General features: G+C 51.6%; 13 protein-coding genes. 6 read left to right on the forward strand and 7 right to left on the reverse strand.

Annotation, left to right across the window (positions count from 1 at the left end; all coding sequences use genetic code 11):
• Window positions 1–211 precede the first annotated feature (211 nt).
• From CFX1CAM_RS09155 to CFX1CAM_RS09170, 4 genes are all read left to right on the forward strand, one after another.
• Window positions 212–1,207, forward strand: a complete 996-nt coding sequence (locus CFX1CAM_RS09155) for a GNAT family N-acetyltransferase (protein WP_087862734.1) — start codon at window positions 212–214, stop codon at window positions 1,205–1,207.
• Between the two features lie 57 nt (window positions 1,208–1,264).
• Entirely contained in the window at window positions 1,265–2,539 is a 1,275-nt protein-coding gene (locus CFX1CAM_RS09160) for an MFS transporter (RefSeq protein ID WP_087862735.1), read from the forward strand.
• A gap of 72 nt (window positions 2,540–2,611) precedes the next feature.
• Window positions 2,612–3,619 carry a GNAT family N-acetyltransferase gene (locus tag CFX1CAM_RS09165; protein ID WP_087862736.1) on the forward strand — a complete coding sequence of 336 codons (1,008 nt, stop codon included), beginning with the start codon at window positions 2,612–2,614 and terminating at the stop codon, window positions 3,617–3,619.
• Window positions 3,620–3,746: 127 nt separating this feature from the next.
• Window positions 3,747–4,970 (forward strand): MFS transporter, encoded by a 1,224-nt coding sequence (locus CFX1CAM_RS09170; protein ID WP_087862737.1) that lies wholly within the window; start codon window positions 3,747–3,749, stop codon window positions 4,968–4,970.
• Between the two features lie 225 nt (window positions 4,971–5,195).
• Here the strand turns inward: CFX1CAM_RS09170 and CFX1CAM_RS09175 are convergent, their stop codons facing one another.
• Complete coding sequence (locus tag CFX1CAM_RS09175; protein ID WP_087862738.1) at window positions 5,196–7,100, reverse strand: CASTOR/POLLUX-related putative ion channel; 1,905 nt, start codon at window positions 7,098–7,100, stop codon at window positions 5,196–5,198.
• Between the two features lie 440 nt (window positions 7,101–7,540).
• Between CFX1CAM_RS09175 and CFX1CAM_RS09185 the strand changes: the two genes are divergently transcribed.
• Window positions 7,541–8,338 (forward strand): TrmH family RNA methyltransferase, encoded by a 798-nt coding sequence (locus CFX1CAM_RS09185; protein WP_087862740.1) that lies wholly within the window; start codon window positions 7,541–7,543, stop codon window positions 8,336–8,338.
• On the forward strand, window positions 8,338–9,549 hold the full coding sequence (locus tag CFX1CAM_RS09190; protein ID WP_087862741.1) for a DUF711 family protein: 1,212 nt from the start codon (window positions 8,338–8,340) through the stop codon (window positions 9,547–9,549). Before CFX1CAM_RS09185 ends, CFX1CAM_RS09190 begins: the two co-directional genes overlap by 1 nt.
• A gap of 633 nt (window positions 9,550–10,182) precedes the next feature.
• On the opposite strand, the gene CFX1CAM_RS09195 is transcribed toward CFX1CAM_RS09190, so the two are convergent.
• The 6 genes from CFX1CAM_RS09195 to CFX1CAM_RS09220 all read right to left on the reverse strand — a co-directional run bounded on the left by CFX1CAM_RS09195 (window position 10,183) and on the right by CFX1CAM_RS09220 (window position 16,895).
• A complete protein-coding gene (locus CFX1CAM_RS09195; protein ID WP_157891818.1) occupies window positions 10,183–11,025 on the reverse strand; it encodes a hypothetical protein in 843 nt (280 codons plus the stop codon).
• Window positions 10,937–11,848 (reverse strand): peptidylprolyl isomerase, encoded by a 912-nt coding sequence (locus CFX1CAM_RS09200; RefSeq protein WP_087862743.1) that lies wholly within the window; start codon window positions 11,846–11,848, stop codon window positions 10,937–10,939. The genes CFX1CAM_RS09195 and CFX1CAM_RS09200 overlap by 89 nt, the downstream gene beginning before the upstream one ends.
• A gap of 215 nt (window positions 11,849–12,063) precedes the next feature.
• Window positions 12,064–13,707 carry a chaperonin GroEL gene (gene groL, locus CFX1CAM_RS09205; protein ID WP_087862744.1) on the reverse strand — a complete coding sequence of 548 codons (1,644 nt, stop codon included), beginning with the start codon at window positions 13,705–13,707 and terminating at the stop codon, window positions 12,064–12,066.
• A gap of 29 nt (window positions 13,708–13,736) precedes the next feature.
• Window positions 13,737–14,030, reverse strand: a complete 294-nt coding sequence (gene groES / locus CFX1CAM_RS09210) for a co-chaperone GroES (RefSeq protein ID WP_087862745.1) — start codon at window positions 14,028–14,030, stop codon at window positions 13,737–13,739.
• 164 nt (window positions 14,031–14,194) lie between these two features.
• Window positions 14,195–15,610: a tetratricopeptide repeat protein gene (locus tag CFX1CAM_RS09215; RefSeq protein WP_087862746.1), complete on the reverse strand. Its 1,416-nt coding sequence runs from the start codon at window positions 15,608–15,610 to the stop codon at window positions 14,195–14,197.
• A 46-nt stretch (window positions 15,611–15,656) separates the two neighbouring features.
• Entirely contained in the window at window positions 15,657–16,895 is a 1,239-nt protein-coding gene (locus tag CFX1CAM_RS09220) for a tetratricopeptide repeat protein (RefSeq protein WP_162287682.1), read from the reverse strand.
• Window positions 16,896–16,957 lie beyond the last annotated feature (62 nt).

Here is a 16,957-nt window from a genome sequence, read left to right on the forward strand (position 1 = left end):
GTAGCCTTACCTGAATCAGTACTTGGCCACGGGCACACTCCAAACCCCGTGGCTTTTTTATTCTCAACTCAAAGATGAATAACCCAATCAGACAGAAAGCCAGAAGCCACGGGATGACCCTCAGCTAACTGGCTTTTTTAGTTTTGAAAACGAAATCATGCCAGGCTGAACATAGAAACCATTACCGCTTAAAATAGCTGGAGGAGAAATAATGGAGTCAAAAACAATCAAACGCCTGCGCCCCTTTACCCTGGCAGATGCACAGGAAGTGACGCACCTGTTTAATATTTGTTCACGGGCAACTTCCGGGAATGACGAATTTGAGCTGGAAAGCATGATCAACGACTGGAAGACGCCAGGTTTCGATGTTGAGAAAACGGTGCGTGTTTTAGAAAATGAGCAAGGCCAGATTATCGGCTACATTGAAGTTTGGGATAGCTCAAAGCCGCATGTCAACAAGTCCGTTTATGGCTTACTCCATCCTGATCATTGGGATGATGATCAGTTTCGCACCCTGTTAAGCTGGGCTGAAACCTGCGCCAGAGAACGCATCAGCCTGGCTCCCGATGGATCCCGGGTAGTTATGATGCATTACACGCCGAACAATGATTTGCAACGTAAAAAAACATTGGAAGCCTATGGGTTCAGCCTGGTCAGACATTTCTACCGGATGGAAATTGAGCTGGGGAGCAACCCCCAATCCCCCGTGCTCCCTGAGGGAATCAAGGTCACGACAATTGATATCAACACAGAACTTAAAGCGGCGTTACTGGCATTAGATGACGGATTTAAAGATCATTGGGGTCATGTTGACCGACCCATTGATGATCGCCTGGTCGAATGGCAGCACTATTTACAAACCGATAAGAATTTTGACCCTACACTTTGGTTCTTAGCAAAATCGGAGGGGCAAATTGCAGGCGTCATTCGCTGCAATCCCAGAACCGTCGAAGACCCGCAAATGGGCTGGGTTTTTCAATTATGTGTCCGTCAGCCCTGGCGCCACCAGGGCCTGGGGATGGCGTTATTACTGACAGCGTTTGCTGAATTTTATCGCCGTGGAAACAAACGCGTCGGATTGATCGTTGATGCTGCCAGCCCGACCAACGCGACTCGCCTGTATGAAAAAGCCGGCATGCACATCGCCCGGCAAACCGACACCTATGAATTTGAGCTGCGTCCGGGTGAGCGTTTGGATACCGCTTAGATAAAACACGCAATGAACAAAGCGACAAAAGCAGGTCATTAAGGACATTAAAACTTCATGAAAACAACCAACACTATATTACAGAAGAAAACGAAACAGCGCATTCTTTCCAACACCCTGATTGTGTTCATGGTGGCGATGGTATTTGCCAACGTTGCCTCCGAAATGTACATGACCATGCTGCCGCTGTATATGCGCTACCTGGGGGCAGATGTGGTCCAAATTGGCATATTCTTCACTGTCTCACAAATTATCCCCCTGATCCTGCAGGTGCTGGGAGGCTGGGTTTCGGACACCATCGGGCGTCTGCGGAGTGTAGCCCTGGGCAGCGTGATCGGTCTGGGCGCATTCATCAGCCCGATCTTTGTGCCCACCTGGCAGTGGCTCTACCTGACAGAGGGCTTGAATGCCATGACGCGTTCGCTGATTGGCCCCAGCTTCGGCGCTTTTATCGCTGAAGAGACTAGTGAAGAGCACCGCGGCAAGGTTTACGGCATGACCGATACCATCTACTCCGTGGTGACGGTGATCGGGCCGCCGCTGGCAGGCTGGCTGGCGGATACCTATGGCTTCAGGATCATGTTGACCGTTGCCGCAGCAATTTATATCTGCGCCACGATCATCCGCGTGTTCCTGTCAAAAATTGCTGTTAAAAGGCATCCGGACATTTCTCGAGAAAGCTTCTCGTTTAAGACAATGCGAAACAACTTTAAAACCATTTTCGGGTTAGCGATTGCTGGGGGCGTGCTCACCTGGCTGTTGCTCACCGACGGTGTTCGCGATATCGCCTTTTCACTCTCATTCCGTCTGATGCCGGTATACCTGGAAGACATCGCTGGTCTGAATCTGCAGCAAATTGGCTGGCTGACCTCCTTCTTTGGCATCGCCATGATGTTGACCACCATTCCCGCCGGATGGTTTGCAGACCGGTTCAGCGAGCGCGCCGCCATCGCCCTGGGGTTTATCTTAGAATTCGTGGCGCTGATCATGATGATCAACCTGGAAGCCTTCATCGGTTTCGCCGCCGCTTGGATCATTTTTGGCGTTGGTGTTGGGTTGCTCTCCCCCGCTTATCAATCGTTGCTCAGCAAAGCGCTGCCGGAAAGGTTGCTTGGTACAGGGTTTGGGTTGATCCACGCCAGCCTGGGCATTTTCTCTCTGCCCGCTCCAGCCTTCGGATCCTTCTTGTGGAAGGCAATCAGCCCGCAAGCGCCCTTTTACATCACCGCTGTTTTTGCCCTCATCACCGTGATCCCGGCCTGGCTCAAGTTCAAGCTGAGCGCACACGATTTAGAACGAGCAGCACAGGCGAATGGCAATCATCAGCACTAAAACCGCAATGAGCATGCTTGTTGGTTCTGCAGATTTATTCAAATAATTGATGTGAAAGGAAATGACGAGATAATGATGAAGAAACTTGAAATTTTAATCGCATCTCCACCGAAAATCGACGGGCTTCGTTTTCGCAAATTTGCGGGCGAAAGCGATTTTCCAGCGATGCTGCACATCATCGAGGCTGGGGCAATTGCAGACCAAGAAAAAATCAGGGACACTCTTGATGATCTTAAACACGCCTATACTCACCTGAGAAATTGTGACCCCTACCAGGATATGATTATCGCTGAAATTAATGGTGAGCCCATTGCCTATTCCCGGGTTGAATGGTGGCAGGAAGAAGATCCGCAAGTGCGGGTCTACGGGTATTTCATCAACCTTCTTCCAGAATGGCGCAGCCAGGGGATTGAAACTGCGGTTATCGGTTGGAGCGAAGCACGCCTGAGGGACATTGCGGCTGAACATCCACGGGAGATGCCAAAGTATTTCCAAATCGGCAGCAGCGAATCCAAGGTCTGGCTCAACGAGATCGTCGAATCCCTGGGCTTTGTTGCTGAACGCTATTTTGTCGAGATGTCTCGCACCCTCGAAGATATCCCCGCAGCCGAATTACCCGCCGGCATTGAAGTACGGCCGGTAATCAAAGGTCAGGAGCGGAAAATATGGGATGCCTCGTGCGAGGCATTCCGTGGCCATTGGGGTATTGTTCAACCGGAAGACCACCATTACCAGGAGTATGCAAGTTCAAAATACTTCCAGCCGGATTTATGGCAGGTAGCCTGGCATGGCGATGAGGTCGTTGCAAGCGTGCTCAACTATATCGATCACGACTATAACCAGAAGAATCACTGCCTGCGCGGATGGACGGAAGATATTTCCACCCAAAGAAAATGGCGCAAACGGGGCATCGCCACAGCCCTGATCCTGCGCTCTTTGCACATGCACAAAGCTTTGGGTATGACCGAGGTCGCACTGGGCGTCGATACCAAGGGCCTCTCCGGCGCGCTTGATTTATACTTAAACCTCGGCTATCACATCGACAAAACCTACATCTGGTATCGAAAACCGCTGGCATAGCGCATTGAAAGCACGGAAATGAAAAAGTGGCGTTCGAAACTGAAGCCTGACGGGCGTCACTTTTTTCCCCTGATTGTGATCATGGTAGAATCAATTCCGGCATTTATACCAACCAAAACAACACGCGATGTCATTAAAATTAAACCGTAACGCCAAACTGTTTTTATTATCCACACTGCTGTACGGGTTCTCCTTCAGCGTGTGGGAATTGTTTTTTAATCTCTATATCCTCTCCCTGGGATTTAACAACGACGTGCTCGGTCTGATCCGCTCGGCAACGCCATTGGCTGCGCTCCTGCTGGGCCTACCGCTGGGGTTGTTGTCCGATCGGATTGGTCGGCGGACAAGCATGTTGGTTGGTCTGGGCATCGATTTTGTGGGCATGTTCATGCAGATCAGGCTACCCAACCCGATCCCGATCTTTTTATTTGGGATGGTCCAGGGCGCCGGTTTTATGCTCTACAGCGTCTCACATCCGCCCTTTATGATGACTCTCAGCGAAAAGGAAAACCAGGCCATGATCTTTGGCTTGAATGTTGGTCTGCATACTATTGCCACCACCATCGGTAACCTGGCAGCAGGGCAGGTGCCTGCTTTGCTTGAACGCTGGTTGAACATTACCCAGGACACGCCTGCTTCTTATCAGTGGGTGATCACTGCAGGCATTCTGCTCGCCGCAACCAGCCTGGTACCGGTATTCCTGATCAGAGAAAACAAGACAAACGCGAACAACAAGCAATCCAGGCCCCCGCTAAACGCAATCATCCGCGAGCTCACCTCCCGTCCGGTGGTTCGTCAATTAACCACGGTCAACCTAATCCAGGGTTTTGGCGCTGCACTACTGATCCCCTATCTAAACGTGTTTTTGCGCGGCAAATTCAACATCAGTGACGATTTGCTGGGCTTGATCTTTAGTATTTCATCCCTGTTCGTCTTCCTGGGCACAATGATCTCTCCCTGGTTAGCCAGGATAACCCGCAGCCGGATCATCCCAACAGCAGTCACGCAGAGCCTCAGCCTGGTATTTTTATTTTCACTGGGTTTCTCGCCCTTACAATGGCTGGCAGCTGTCAGCCTGCTGTTTAGAAATGTGTTAATGCAAATGTCTACACCCTTGCTGGATAATTTTGCCATGCTCGTCAGTCAACCTGAAGAGCAGGGGGCAGTTGCTGGTATACGCGGCATCGGGTGGCAGGCGGGGCAGGTTTTCGGCATATTGATTTCTGGCTTGATTCAAACACGTTTTGGTTTTTCGCCCCTATTTATTACCACCGGCTTGCTTTATTTCATCACCATCATCCTCACCTGGGTACACTTTCGCCCCCTGGAAAAGGATAAATCCTTTGGGTGATCAACACAAACCCATCACCTTCAACATCCTGTAGATCCGCAAATTCCGGGTTGGATCAAAAAGTCCGGTCTTCCTGCTGGGTTGGCAGTAATTACTGGTTAATCCCCGGCGTCGTCCACCCGTGTAAGCATAATCACAATCAACCCCAATTTGCAATCCTCATCATCCTGAGAACATCGTTCAGCCGCAATGCTGCCCTGAACGTGCCTGAAGGCTCAATAGGGATTAACTTTCAGCAACAACAATGAGTTTGTCTTCCTCGGTAAACCGCATGCTTTCTGATTTTTTCGGGTTCAGCACAATGCCATAGTTTTTTTCTGGATTATCATGCTCGCGAGTAATGCGATAGCCCAGGGCAATTTCGCTTTTACGCTTGGCTGACTCAATCAGCGTGTAAAAATTAACCGGTGTTTCAAGCGCGACATAATCACCCATCGGTTTAAGATATATTTCACTTCCCTCTGGATTGAAGAGATCCGTAAAAACCGCGTTCAAAGCTTTCTGTTCAGCGATTTGAGAGAACATCAAGCTGATCAATTTGTCACTGACGATGAAATCATCAGCTTTCGCAATTTCTGCCAGGTTGCGGTTTCGCACATCGAGCATTTCGGTTGTGATAGAGTATTTGATTTTCGGATTTTTAACCGCAATATCCCTGAGATGCAGCAAAGTAATCAGCGTATGCGCATCCGCCACCTGAACCGGCAAACATTCAGAATAACAGAGCACAATGATCTCATCAAAGTTTTCTGAAGCCAACTGGTCTAAAAGCGCCCGGTTTGTCGTATCACCGACCTGATGGGAGATGCTTAAATTTTTAAAACCCGTCAGTTCAAATCCTTTCAAACAATCCCCTATGTCCAAATTGCATACGATCTTCACCATCGATTGAGGAGCAACATATTGATCCAATTCTTTAACGATGAGCGGTCCACGCCAATTCCAGCCTAAGATCAATATTTTTTCCGGTTCGGCTGGTTGCGGCTCAACAGTCACAATTTTATCTTCTTCAACAAGCGACTTGATTGAATAATCTGGAAAGATTTGATCGTCATCCTCAGCCAGCAGAAATAATTGATCACCCTCTTCCAGGATGCTGTTCATCTCCGGGTTGAGCTCAGGTATTCCTCCCTTTTTCCACAACCCCATCACGGCGTTTTTCTCAAACAAAGGCAAAGTGTCGCCAAATCTTTTTCCAACCAGTTGCGGATCCTGGTAAAAATAGATTTCATCACCAGAAAAATCCAGTAAATCTGTGTTGATAATCGATAGTCCGGGTTGTCGGCAGGTTTGAGCGATAACTTTGGCGATGATCTCCCCGCTTAATATCCACTCGATCTGATTGCCTCCGATCAACTCGGCGACCTGCTTGTTTTTCAAATCGCGCAATTCAGCCACGATATGATATGACTTACCATTTTTTCTCGGTCTCTTGGTGATCGCCAAACAAATCTTGATCACCTCTGAGTCGGTATCATCACCCTGTGACGAAAGGACAATGATCGCCTTGGAGTTATCCAGGTTGAGGATGTTCAGTGAGCTCATATCAAGCGGGTCACCGCTGCGAACCACGATTTTCGTGTTTCCTGTATCAGGGATGCGCTCATTAATCAGGTTCTCCATTTCCACCTTATCCCCAGGGCCCATGATCACAATACATCCTTCTGGCTGGTTTTCGTTGGCAATCACCAGCTCTTCGATGATGGTAAACACCTGTTCGCTCCATCCCAAAACCACGACATGCCCCGTTTCGATGACCCGCGATCGCCCCCTTTGTAAATTATCCAGCTGTTGCTCGAGACCGCTGGTGATCAGCCCGATGAAAGTGCTGATGAAAAACACGCCACCCAGGGTTACCAGCAGCATGATCAAACGGAATCCCCAGCCAGCATCGTCGGCCATCGTCCCCGCATCCAGGGTGCGCATCAGACTCTGCCAGATCGCCTCTGATAAGGGTAAAACGGATTCGCCTTCTGCTTTAATTTGAAAAATTACAATAACCAGTGAAAAAAAGATAATGAAGGCGAGTGAGAACATCCCTAGCCAGAAGATGGTCATCCACGTTCCTTTAGAGAACATCGTGTCCAGTTTATAACGAATTTTTTCGACATAATGGGATTTTGCTTTCATCGCAGACCTCCTTTTGAATCATCCAACGGGGGTGATTCTATTATAACAGCAATCATACGTTCAAAAGAAAATATTCTATAATATCAAAATACGTTATTTAATAATCGATATTTGAGTTAACATGACAATTTCACAATTTAGACTAATTTTTGTCAATTCGTAAGGGCAAACCTTCGCGCAGCACTCCCTGTGCCCTGCAAGGGTATCGAGCCGTGCCCGCCCAACCCAAAGCAGGGGCAGAACCCCGTATCTGCCCAGCCCAAAGTAGGGGCAGATCTCCGTGTCTGCCCAAACCATTCCCAATACTCCCTATTGATACCTGGCGATCGATTTACTTGTCGTTTCCATTACGCGATAAACCAATTACAATAAAGACGGCACTCGAATTTGTCGCTCAGTGAAATTTTCTGTGAGTTTGGTGAACTCCGAAAGGTTGACTTATGAAGACCATCATCGCATCAACCAGTAACCCAAAGATTAAACGGGTACGCGCACTGCAAACCCAGTCTCGCAAACGCAAGCAGGAAAACGCCTTTGTTGCCGAGGGCACACGATTAATTGAAGAGGTTATTGCAGCTCAATGGCCTTTAGAATTCATCCTCTACGATCAAACCCTCTCTGAGCGCGGGAAAAATCTCATCGCATCTCTGCCGGCTTCGGATCTAAACGCTGTCCACCAGGTGACCCCCGGGATTATGGCAGCAATCAGCGATGCAGAAACTCCCTCTGGCATCCTGGCAGTGCTGAAATCACGCGTATTGCCCTTACCCACAGCCCCCACTTTTGTGATCCTTGCCGACCAGGTGCGCGACCCCGGCAATATGGGCACCCTGTTGAGGACCGCTGAAGCCATGGGTGCAGAATGCATCATTACCACTCCCGGTACCGTCGACGCCTTCGCGCCCAAGGTGGTCCGTTCCGGAATGGGCGCTCATTTTCACCTGCCTATCCATTCCCTTCCCTGGCACGCCATTCATCAATATCTGCGAGGGCTGCCTGTAATCCTTGCAACGACTGACTCTGACACCAGCCTGTGGGACGTTGACTTCAGCAAGCCCTGCGCCTTGCTGATCGGCGGAGAAGCTTTTGGCGCCAGCCCCCTGGGTGAAGAAATCGCCACCCGGCGGGTCGCCATCCCGATGACCGGTAGGGCTGAATCTCTTAACGCTGCGGTTGCTGCCGCCATTCTGATGGCAGAAGTTCTGCGGCAGAGAAGTACCCCAGGAAAGGAAAACTAATGCGCATTCGATCGATCACCTGCTTTGTCCATCCCCGCTGGCCCGTCAGCGAACTCGTTTTTCAAAAAGCGGGGCTGTTTGCCCGGATGGCCAGGCAATCCTTTGAAAATGCGGGATATGCTGTCCAAACCGTCCGCATGGCCACGCCGCCCTTCGCTGAATTCATAACCGAACAGGACTACGCCCAGGCGGGTACCCACATCGACGTCATCGCACACAGTGAAGGGTTTGAGTATGTCTCCCTGGGCCCGGCGTTGACCGGCGTACCACAGAGTTACGCTGCTATCCCCGAACTGCTCAGCCGCTCTGGCAACCTGTTTTTCGGCGGACACCTGACCACGCCAAACGCCGAAGTCAGCCTGTCCGCCGTGCGTGCCTGCGCACAGGTGATCCACCAGGCGGCGACCCTGGAAGCCAACGGCTTTGCCAACCTGAGGTTTGCCGCGCTGGCTAACGTCCCCCCCTGGGCGCCCTTCTTCCCCGCAGCTTACCACCAGGGGAAGTCGCCCGCCTTCGCGTTGGCACTGGAAGCCGCCGACCTGGCGGTGAGCGCCTTCACAGAGGCGCAATCCCTGCAAGATGCACGCCAGAAGCTGGTTGACCGGATAGAAGCGCACGCCCGGGATTTGCAAACCATCGCCCAGCGCCTGGCGGATGCATACGGGGTTGAATTCAAAGGTCTCGACTTTACCCTGGCTCCCTTCCCGCAACCCGATAAATCCATCGGCGTTGCCCTGGAGCTTTTAGGGCTCCCGGCGTTGGGTCTCGCTGGCAGCCTGGCAGCATCTGCCTTTCTCACCGAGACCCTCGACCAGGCTGTCTTCAAGCGCAGCGGGTTCAACGGCCTGATGCTGCCCCTGTTGGAAGATGCCACCCTGGCGGCGCGCGGCGCGCAGGGCGTGCTGGGCGTCAACGATCTGTTGCTGTATTCAGCCGTGTGCGGTACGGGTTTGGATACCATCCCCCTGCCCGGAGAGACCTCCGTCGAACAGCTCAGTGCGCTTCTGCTGGACCTGGCTGCCCTGGCGTTGCGATTGGATAAGCCGCTGACCGCCCGCCTGATGCCAATTCCCGGAAAAGCGGCTGGCGATGATACCAACTTTAATTTTGAGTATTTTGCCAACAGCAAGGTCCTGGCGCTGCCCGCCGAGCCCCTGACTGGCTTGCTATCTGGCGACGAAAACATCGCCATCCAGCACAGGGTGGATTGAAAACCTGAACCGCGCCTGGAAATTGTGAGAAGGTCAGCCCGATGTAGGGGCAGACCTCTGTGTCTGCACAGCCCAATGTAGGGGCAGATCTCCATGTCTGCCCAGCCCGATGTTGGGACGGATCTCCGTGTCTGCCCAACCCAATGTAGGGGCAGACCTCCGTGTCTGCCCAACCCGATTTAGGGGCAGACCTTCGCGCAGCACTCCCTGTGCCCTGCAAGGGTATCGAGCCGTGTCTGCCCAACCCAATGTAGGGGCAGACCTTCGCGCAGCACTCCCTGTGCCTTGCAAGGGTATCGAACCGTGTCTGTCCAACCCGATGTAGGGGCAGACCTCCGTGTCTGCCCAGCCCGATGTTGGGACGGATCTCCGTGTCTGCCCAACCCAATGTAGGGGCAGACCTCCGTGTCTGCCCAACCCGATGTAGGGGCAGACCTCCGTGTCTGCCCATCCCGATGTAGGGGCAGACCTCCGTGTCTGCCCAACCCGAAATACTCGTTGTTCAGGGCAACCACAGGGGGTTGCCCCTACAGGTTTAATCCAATAAAAGGTTCCATTATTTTCAATACCCACTTGTGAAATAAAAAAGCCGCCCCTGTAACCCGGGTTCTTCTAATGCACCGGCGTTTCAGTTTATTCCGAGCGCACCTGTTTAAAATTTACCAAAATCAAGTTTCTCTGACAATCCTGGAAAGTCTGCAGGGGGTATGCCAGCGAATAGGGCGCTCCATCGGCGTCCACAAGCTGGATATACAGCGCATCCTGGCTATCAACCACTAAATTCTCCAGCAAAAATTCATATCCCGAAATCCCGTAAACCGGCGCCGAGCCCGTCACCGAGTATTCGTCGATCAAATAACCCTCCAATTCACCTGTAAGATTTAGCTCCAGCCCTTTCACAGCCCGGTCCTGCAAATCCCACACCTGACCGGCAACCACCAGCCAGTCACATCCCAGTGAGGGACGCAGCAGGTCGCTGCTCATCATCTCGGGTTCGCCGATCAGGATAAACGGGAACAACTCCGGCGTGGGTGAGGGCGAAATCGTCGGGGTGTAAGATAGGGTTTGAGTCGGGGTGAGGACGGTAGGCGCCACACCGGTAGCCGTGATTGTTGGCACCTGGGTTATCATGCTGCTGGGCGGCAGGATGGCAATCGAGGTGGGGTGAGGTGTTGGCGGATTCTCATCCGCATATGGACCCAGAGCAAAGATCAGCATGAACAGCCAGATCAAACCGCCCAGGATGGCAAATACAAACAACCATGCCAGGAAACCCGGTTTTTTAGGAGGGTAGGCTCCTCGCGGGGTTGCCATAGAAGGCACCGCCTTTGGCTCACGCCGCTTAGCCTGGCTTTGCGGATAATGGGGCGGTTGACGGCTGGACATGTCAGTCGATGATGATCTCGATAACACTGTTCGCTCGCCGGTCTGCCAGCCAATCGTACAGGGCTTGCCGTGCCAGCGTAATTCGGGCATCCACGCTCAACGGACGCACGTCCCGGTCAATCACCAGGACGATGTGGTAACCAATATCCGAGGCAATAATCTCTGAATAGCTTCCCACCGCCAGGTTAAAAGCGGCTTCTTCTACGGCTGAGATCAACAAGTATCCTCGGGGCACCCAGCCAAGGTAGCCGCCCGTCTCCGGCTTGAACTCAAAGGCAACGTCCTTAAAGGGCGTTCCTGAATTTAATTTTGCCAGCGCCCGCTTGGCGCCTTCTTCGGTGAAGGTTAACACCTGTCGCAGCTCAACTTGCTCAACAGCTTCAGGGATCGTGTCGACAATCCGTTGGCGTTGATCCGCCACCAGCATCTGCAAGCGTAAACTTTCAAACAGTTCATCCCGCGTATACCCCCAGTCTGCCATCCAGGCTTCGAGATCAACGTCTTCTGCCAGTTCGTCAAGGCGTGCCTGCACCTCAGCCTCGCCGAACTCCGTCCCTGCTTCGCGCGCACCCTGCGCCAGCAAAACCTGGTCGATCAGGTCGTTCAATACGGTTTCCCGTGCGTGATCCAGGTCAGGATTTTGATTGCCGAGGGCGTTTTGGGTCAGTAAATAGCGTTCCACCTCACGTTCAAAGACGACCAGCGGTATCCGCTCCCCATTGACCACTGCTGCAGCCGGCTGGGGCGTGGCGGTCGGGTCCGCAATCGTCGGGGTGATGGTCGGAAAAACCTGAGGTGGGCTTGGTTCTACTTCGGGTGTGGTATCAATCGGTTGAGTACAGGCTGTCAAAAAAAATATAAATACTAATAACCATATGATCGGTTTCGTTGTGGTCCACTTTACGGCATGCATGCCTAATATTATACCAGCGCCAAGGGGATTTCAACCACTCACTGCTTCCTGATTCCTGCCGCCTACTTCCTTCCTTCCTACTCCCTACTCCCTGATTCCTACTTCCTGATCCCTGCTTCCTGATCCCTGCTTCCTGATCCCTGCTCACCATTAACCAAAATAAAAAAAGCTGCTCCGAAATGGAGCAGCTTAATAATCTATTGAACTCGATCGGCTTAATAGCCGCCCATGCCCATTCCACCACCTCCAGGAGGCATTGGCGGTTCTGGCTCGGGAACATCCGTGATCAGGGCTTCGGTGGTCAGGATCATTGCCGCAATTGAAGCCGCGTTTTCCAGCGCACCGCGGGTCACCTTGGCAGGATCAATCACACCGCAGGCAACCATGTCGCAATATTCTTCGGTCAAAACATCATAACCGATGCGGGGGTTCTTTTCCTTGATCTGTGCCTGGCGGGCGTGCTCAACAACCACTGATCCATCTTTACCGGCATTTTCGGCAATTTTTCGCATCGGGATTTCCAATGCGTCGCGGACAATTTTAACACCGACCTGAGCATCATCACTGTCCATTTTCAGGTCTTCAACCGCGCTCATGGCGTTGATCAAAGCCACACCGCCACCGGGCACGATTCCTTCTTCCACAGCCGCTCGGGTTGCAGACAGGGCATCCTCAACACGGTGCTTCTTTTCCTTCAGCTCAGTTTCGGTGGCTGCGCCTACACGAATGATGGCAACGCCGCCAGCGAGCTTCGCCAGCCGTTCTTGCAATTTCTCACGGTCGTAGTCGCTGGTTGTATTTTCAATTTCAACCCGGATCTGATCGACGCGTCCCTTGATGGCATTGGGATCACCCTTGCCGCCAACAATGGTTGTCTCGTCTTTTGTGCTGAAGATTTTTTCAGCTTTTCCAAGATCATTGACCGTGACGGTCTCCAGCTTGCGGCCGGTTTCCTCAGAAATCACGCTGGCGCCTGTTAAAACAGCGATATCCTGCAACATGGCTTTACGGCGATCGCCAAATCCTGGCGCTTTGACAGCGAGTACGTTGATCATGCCGCGCAGTTTGTTGATCACCAGTGTTGCTAGGGCTTCACCATCGATATCTTCTGCAATAATCAGCAGCTCGCGCTTGCCGACCTGTACCAATTTTTCAAGCAGAGGCACGATGTCGCTGGCAGCAGAGATTTTCTTGTCGTAAACGAGGACATAGGGGTCTTCAATTTTGGCTTCCATTGTCTCGGGGTCAGTAACGAAATAGGGCGAGATGTATCCACGGTCAAACTGCATACCGTCAACATAGTCGGTTTCAAATTCGAGGCCGCGTGATTCCTCAACCGTGATCACACCATCATTGCCAACTTTGTCCATCACCTCAGCGATCAGTTCGCCAATTTCACGGTCCTGGGCTGAGATTGAGGCCACATTTGCAATTTCTGCCGGGCTGGTAATCGCAATTGACTGGGAACCAATCGCCTCTGCCACTGCCTTCGCCGCGGCTTCAATACCCCGTTTGAGCAACATGGGGTTGGCGCCGGCAGCAAGGTTTTTAAGGCCGTCGGTTACGATTGAATGCGCCAGTACAGTGGATGTGGTCGTGCCGTCACCGGCGATGTCATTGGTTTTGGTTGCAGCTTCTTTAAGCAACTGAGCGCCCATATTCTCAAAGGGGTCTTCCAGCTCGATTTCTTTTGCAACGGTAACACCGTCGTGGGTAATGGTGGGAGAACCAAATTTGCGATCGATAGCGATATTGCGTCCCTTCGGACCGAGGGTTGTAACAACCGATTTCGCCACCATATCAATGCCGGCTTTGAGCGAACGGCGTGCTTCTTCTGAAAAAATAATTTGTTTAGCCATTGTTAATTACTCCTTGGATGTTTTTCTCATTAGTTGATTTTGGCGAGAATATCGCTTTCTCGCATGATCAGCAATTTTTTGCCATCGTACTTAACTTCGGTCCCCGAATATTTCGCGAACAGGACACGGTCACCCTCTTTGACTTCAAGGGGCATATATTCGCCTTCGTCATTGCGCTCGCCGGGGCCAACAGCCAAAACAATGCCCTTTTGGGGTTTTTCTTTGGCGGTTTCAGGAAGCACGATGCCTCCAGCAGTAATTTCTTCTTCCTCGATGGGTTCGACCACGAGGCGATTGCCCAAAGGTTTTATTGAAATTGTCATCAGTTCCTCCGTTTGAATTTGTTTTCTTTTATCAGTAGTTTTCCGACTTTTTAGCACTCTCACAACAAGAGTGCTAACACCCCCCAATATTACCTTTTTCCAAAATGGTCGTCAAGGGTAAAATATAGAATTCTTACAAAAGATTTACACAAACTCAGGGAGAGCTATTCTTCCGCTGCATCATCGACCGGCTGCTCAAGCGGCGGCGTTTCCGTTGCGCTGACCGGCGTTTCCCCCGTTTCGCTCAGGTCCATTAATCCAAGGCTGTAAGCACAAATTTCTTCACCCGCGCGCACAATGCTCATCACCGAGGGATCATCCGCATAGCGACTGCGGATCTGTGCAAAGATAGCCAGCGCTCGATCGCACTTATCATCACCTGGGCGATGCAAGCCGGCTAAAACAGAGCCATAAGTAAAGTAATTCACAATCGTGCTCCCCGAGAGCGGCAGCCCTTCCACGGGCACCATCGGATCGACATCCGGATCGCATTGACGTACTTCACAACTGATTTCGGCGCTGCAGCCTTCAATTGAGCACTGCAACGCCGGGATAGCGCCCTCGTAATTGCGTGACTTATGATAAATTACGCCTAACTGTCCATAAACACTGGGGTTGGCAGGTGTAAAACTTAGCGCCTTTTGCATATTCCAGGCTGCGGCAAAAAATTCGCCCTCCTGGGCATAAGTATTGGCAATCGTCAGGTAAGGCGTGGGGTCTTTGATGCCTAATTGCTCATTCAGGTTTGCCGCCCTGGCAAAATGCTCCAGAGCTTGATCATAAAGTTTAAGGTGGCGAAAGATCCGTCCCACGGCAATATACAGGTATGTATAATTCGGCATGATTTCAATCGCGCGCTTATAAGACTGGATCGAGAGGTTGTATTCTCCCATGGTCTCATAAGTGAAAGCCATGATCCGATGGACATCCATCAGGTTTGGATCTCGCTCCGCAGCCTGTTGAATATACTGGTAAGCCTGGTTTAACTTCATCTGACTCACCAGAACTTCGGCGTAATACGCCAACGCCAGGGTGTTCGCGCTGTCGATTTGCAGCGCCATTAATGCCTCGGATTCGGCGCGATTCAACAAATCTTCTTCCGTCTCCGGGTCCACCAGGAACGGGTTTGCATTCCAATCCAACACAAAGGCACGGATTGCCAGGACCTCGCTGTTATCGGGATCGATTTCCTTCGCACGATCAATGGATTCAAGCGCCTCAGCCAAACGCTGAGAGCGATCAGCATCAGTCGTGCTGAGGGCTGAAGAATAGGTTTGAATTCGTGCCAGCTCGGCAAGGATGGCTGTATTCTCAGGGTCAAGCATCACCGCGCGTTTTAGCGCGGTAATGGCCGCCTCCAGGTTGCCGGCTTCAAAATGAGTCATTCCCTCTTTCACAAAAGAATCTGAAGTGCGGGTGGGCGTGGGTGTGGGTAAAAACAGCGGCTGAACATCGCCCCGAACAATGCTGGTTAACAGCGTCAGGAAGAAGGCAATCAGCACCAAGAAAATTAGAACCCGATAGGGGTTTGATTTTTTACGGACAATTCTGAAATGCGGTTCTCTGCCGTTAAGGTACATCGTTTTACCCTAGTTGTGCTTCAGGCTAATTGTCATTATCCTGAATTTATTCCACTTCTTCTGACTCACCATTTTCCGGTATGGGCGTGGGCGGATGTTCCTGGAATTCCTGGCAGGTTTCAATAATGATCTCCGCGTTGTACACCGCTGTCGGATCGTCGGGCACGGTCTGCAGTAGGGCCTGGGCAACCTGCACAGCTTCTCCACAGCGGTTCACTCTGGCAAGCGCCAGTCCATAACGGCTGTAAAACTCCATCACCGTCATGGAGTAACTCAACGGCAGGCCTTCAACCTCCACACCGCCCGCGGCAACGCCACCTCGCACCGCCAGTTCCAGGGATTCAATCGCCTGGTTGTATTGCAAGTTGCGGAAATACATCGAACCCAGGTTGCCGTGAAGCCTCGGGTTGGAGGGATCATCATTGACGGCCTGTTCAGCGTATTGAACAGCCTTGGCAAATTCACCAATGCGAGAAAAAACCCGCGAAATGTACCAGTTTGGCTCTGGATCGGTCGGATTCAGCGAGTACGCTTTAGTGAATTGACCAACCGCTAGTTCGTATTCTTCAATTGTGAAATAATTCCTGCCCATGGCCATGTGCAGCTCTGCGATCATGTCATTCATCTCAACGGCGACCTCTAATTGTTCGAGTGCTTCCTCGTAGTTGCCAGTGATTTCAAGTACATAGCCGCGTGCCCAGCGAGCTTCCAGCAATTGCGGGTCGATCTCCATTGCTCTTTGCGAGTGTGTGATCGCTTTTTCCAGCGTGCTGATTTCTCCCAGATCATTTGCCACCCGCCTTGCCAGGATGTTGGCGTAAACAGCATGGACAAAGGCATTGTTCGGGTCAAGATCCAAAGCCGAGCGGATATCCGCTTCAGCCTCTAAAAATTCACCCAAATACCCCTTCGACCAGGCCAGCAGTGCATAGGCATTAGGACGTTTATTGTCCAACAACAACGCGTTTTCTGCATTGACCCTGGCTGCTTCATACTCACCGCTGTAAAGCTGCAATTTCGCCAGGATGAGGTAATTGGGAACCTCCTGGGGATTGGCTTTGATGGCAGCCTCATAAGACGCCTTAGCCATGCCGAGGCGTCCTTCTGCCAGGTAGCTTTCAGCCTCCTCAGCATAAGATACGGGATCTCGTGTAGGCGTTGGTGTGGGAACAAAAGGCGGCGGTATTGCTGGAATCACATTGGTATTTAGATACAAAAAGAAACCGATTCCAGCCAGCAGGAACAGGATCAACCAGGGGTTTGATCGCCTTCTGCGCTTATTCATCGACCACTTACTGCCGCGCAAATACATGTTAAGAATCATAGTCCTGAAGTTATTGTCCGTCA

This window comes from Brevefilum fermentans (assembly GCF_900184705.1).
In the GTDB taxonomy this organism is placed as follows: domain Bacteria; phylum Chloroflexota; class Anaerolineae; order Anaerolineales; family Anaerolineaceae; genus Brevifilum; species Brevifilum fermentans.

Excerpts from the sequence above, each read along its gene's own strand:
- CFX1CAM_RS09155 (WP_087862734.1), top strand. The coding sequence starts at position 212 with ATGGAGTCAAAAACAATCAAACGCCTGCGCCCCTTTACCCTGGCAGAT.
- CFX1CAM_RS09160 (WP_087862735.1), top strand. The coding sequence starts at position 1,265 with ATGAAAACAACCAACACTATATTACAGAAGAAAACGAAACAGCGCATT.
- CFX1CAM_RS09165 (WP_087862736.1), top strand. The coding sequence starts at position 2,612 with ATGATGAAGAAACTTGAAATTTTAATCGCATCTCCACCGAAAATCGAC.
- CFX1CAM_RS09170 (WP_087862737.1), top strand. The coding sequence starts at position 3,747 with ATGTCATTAAAATTAAACCGTAACGCCAAACTGTTTTTATTATCCACA.
- CFX1CAM_RS09175 (WP_087862738.1), bottom strand. The coding sequence starts at position 7,100 with ATGAAAGCAAAATCCCATTATGTCGAAAAAATTCGTTATAAACTGGAC.
- CFX1CAM_RS09185 (WP_087862740.1), top strand. The coding sequence starts at position 7,541 with ATGAAGACCATCATCGCATCAACCAGTAACCCAAAGATTAAACGGGTA.
- CFX1CAM_RS09190 (WP_087862741.1), top strand. The coding sequence starts at position 8,338 with ATGCGCATTCGATCGATCACCTGCTTTGTCCATCCCCGCTGGCCCGTC.
- CFX1CAM_RS09195 (WP_157891818.1), bottom strand. The coding sequence starts at position 11,025 with ATGCCCGAATTACGCTGGCACGGCAAGCCCTGTACGATTGGCTGGCAG.
- CFX1CAM_RS09200 (WP_087862743.1), bottom strand. The coding sequence starts at position 11,848 with ATGCATGCCGTAAAGTGGACCACAACGAAACCGATCATATGGTTATTA.
- groL (WP_087862744.1), bottom strand. The coding sequence starts at position 13,707 with ATGGCTAAACAAATTATTTTTTCAGAAGAAGCACGCCGTTCGCTCAAA.
- groES (WP_087862745.1), bottom strand. The coding sequence starts at position 14,030 with ATGACAATTTCAATAAAACCTTTGGGCAATCGCCTCGTGGTCGAACCC.
- CFX1CAM_RS09215 (WP_087862746.1), bottom strand. The coding sequence starts at position 15,610 with ATGTACCTTAACGGCAGAGAACCGCATTTCAGAATTGTCCGTAAAAAA.
- CFX1CAM_RS09220 (WP_162287682.1), bottom strand. The coding sequence starts at position 16,895 with ATGAATAAGCGCAGAAGGCGATCAAACCCCTGGTTGATCCTGTTCCTG.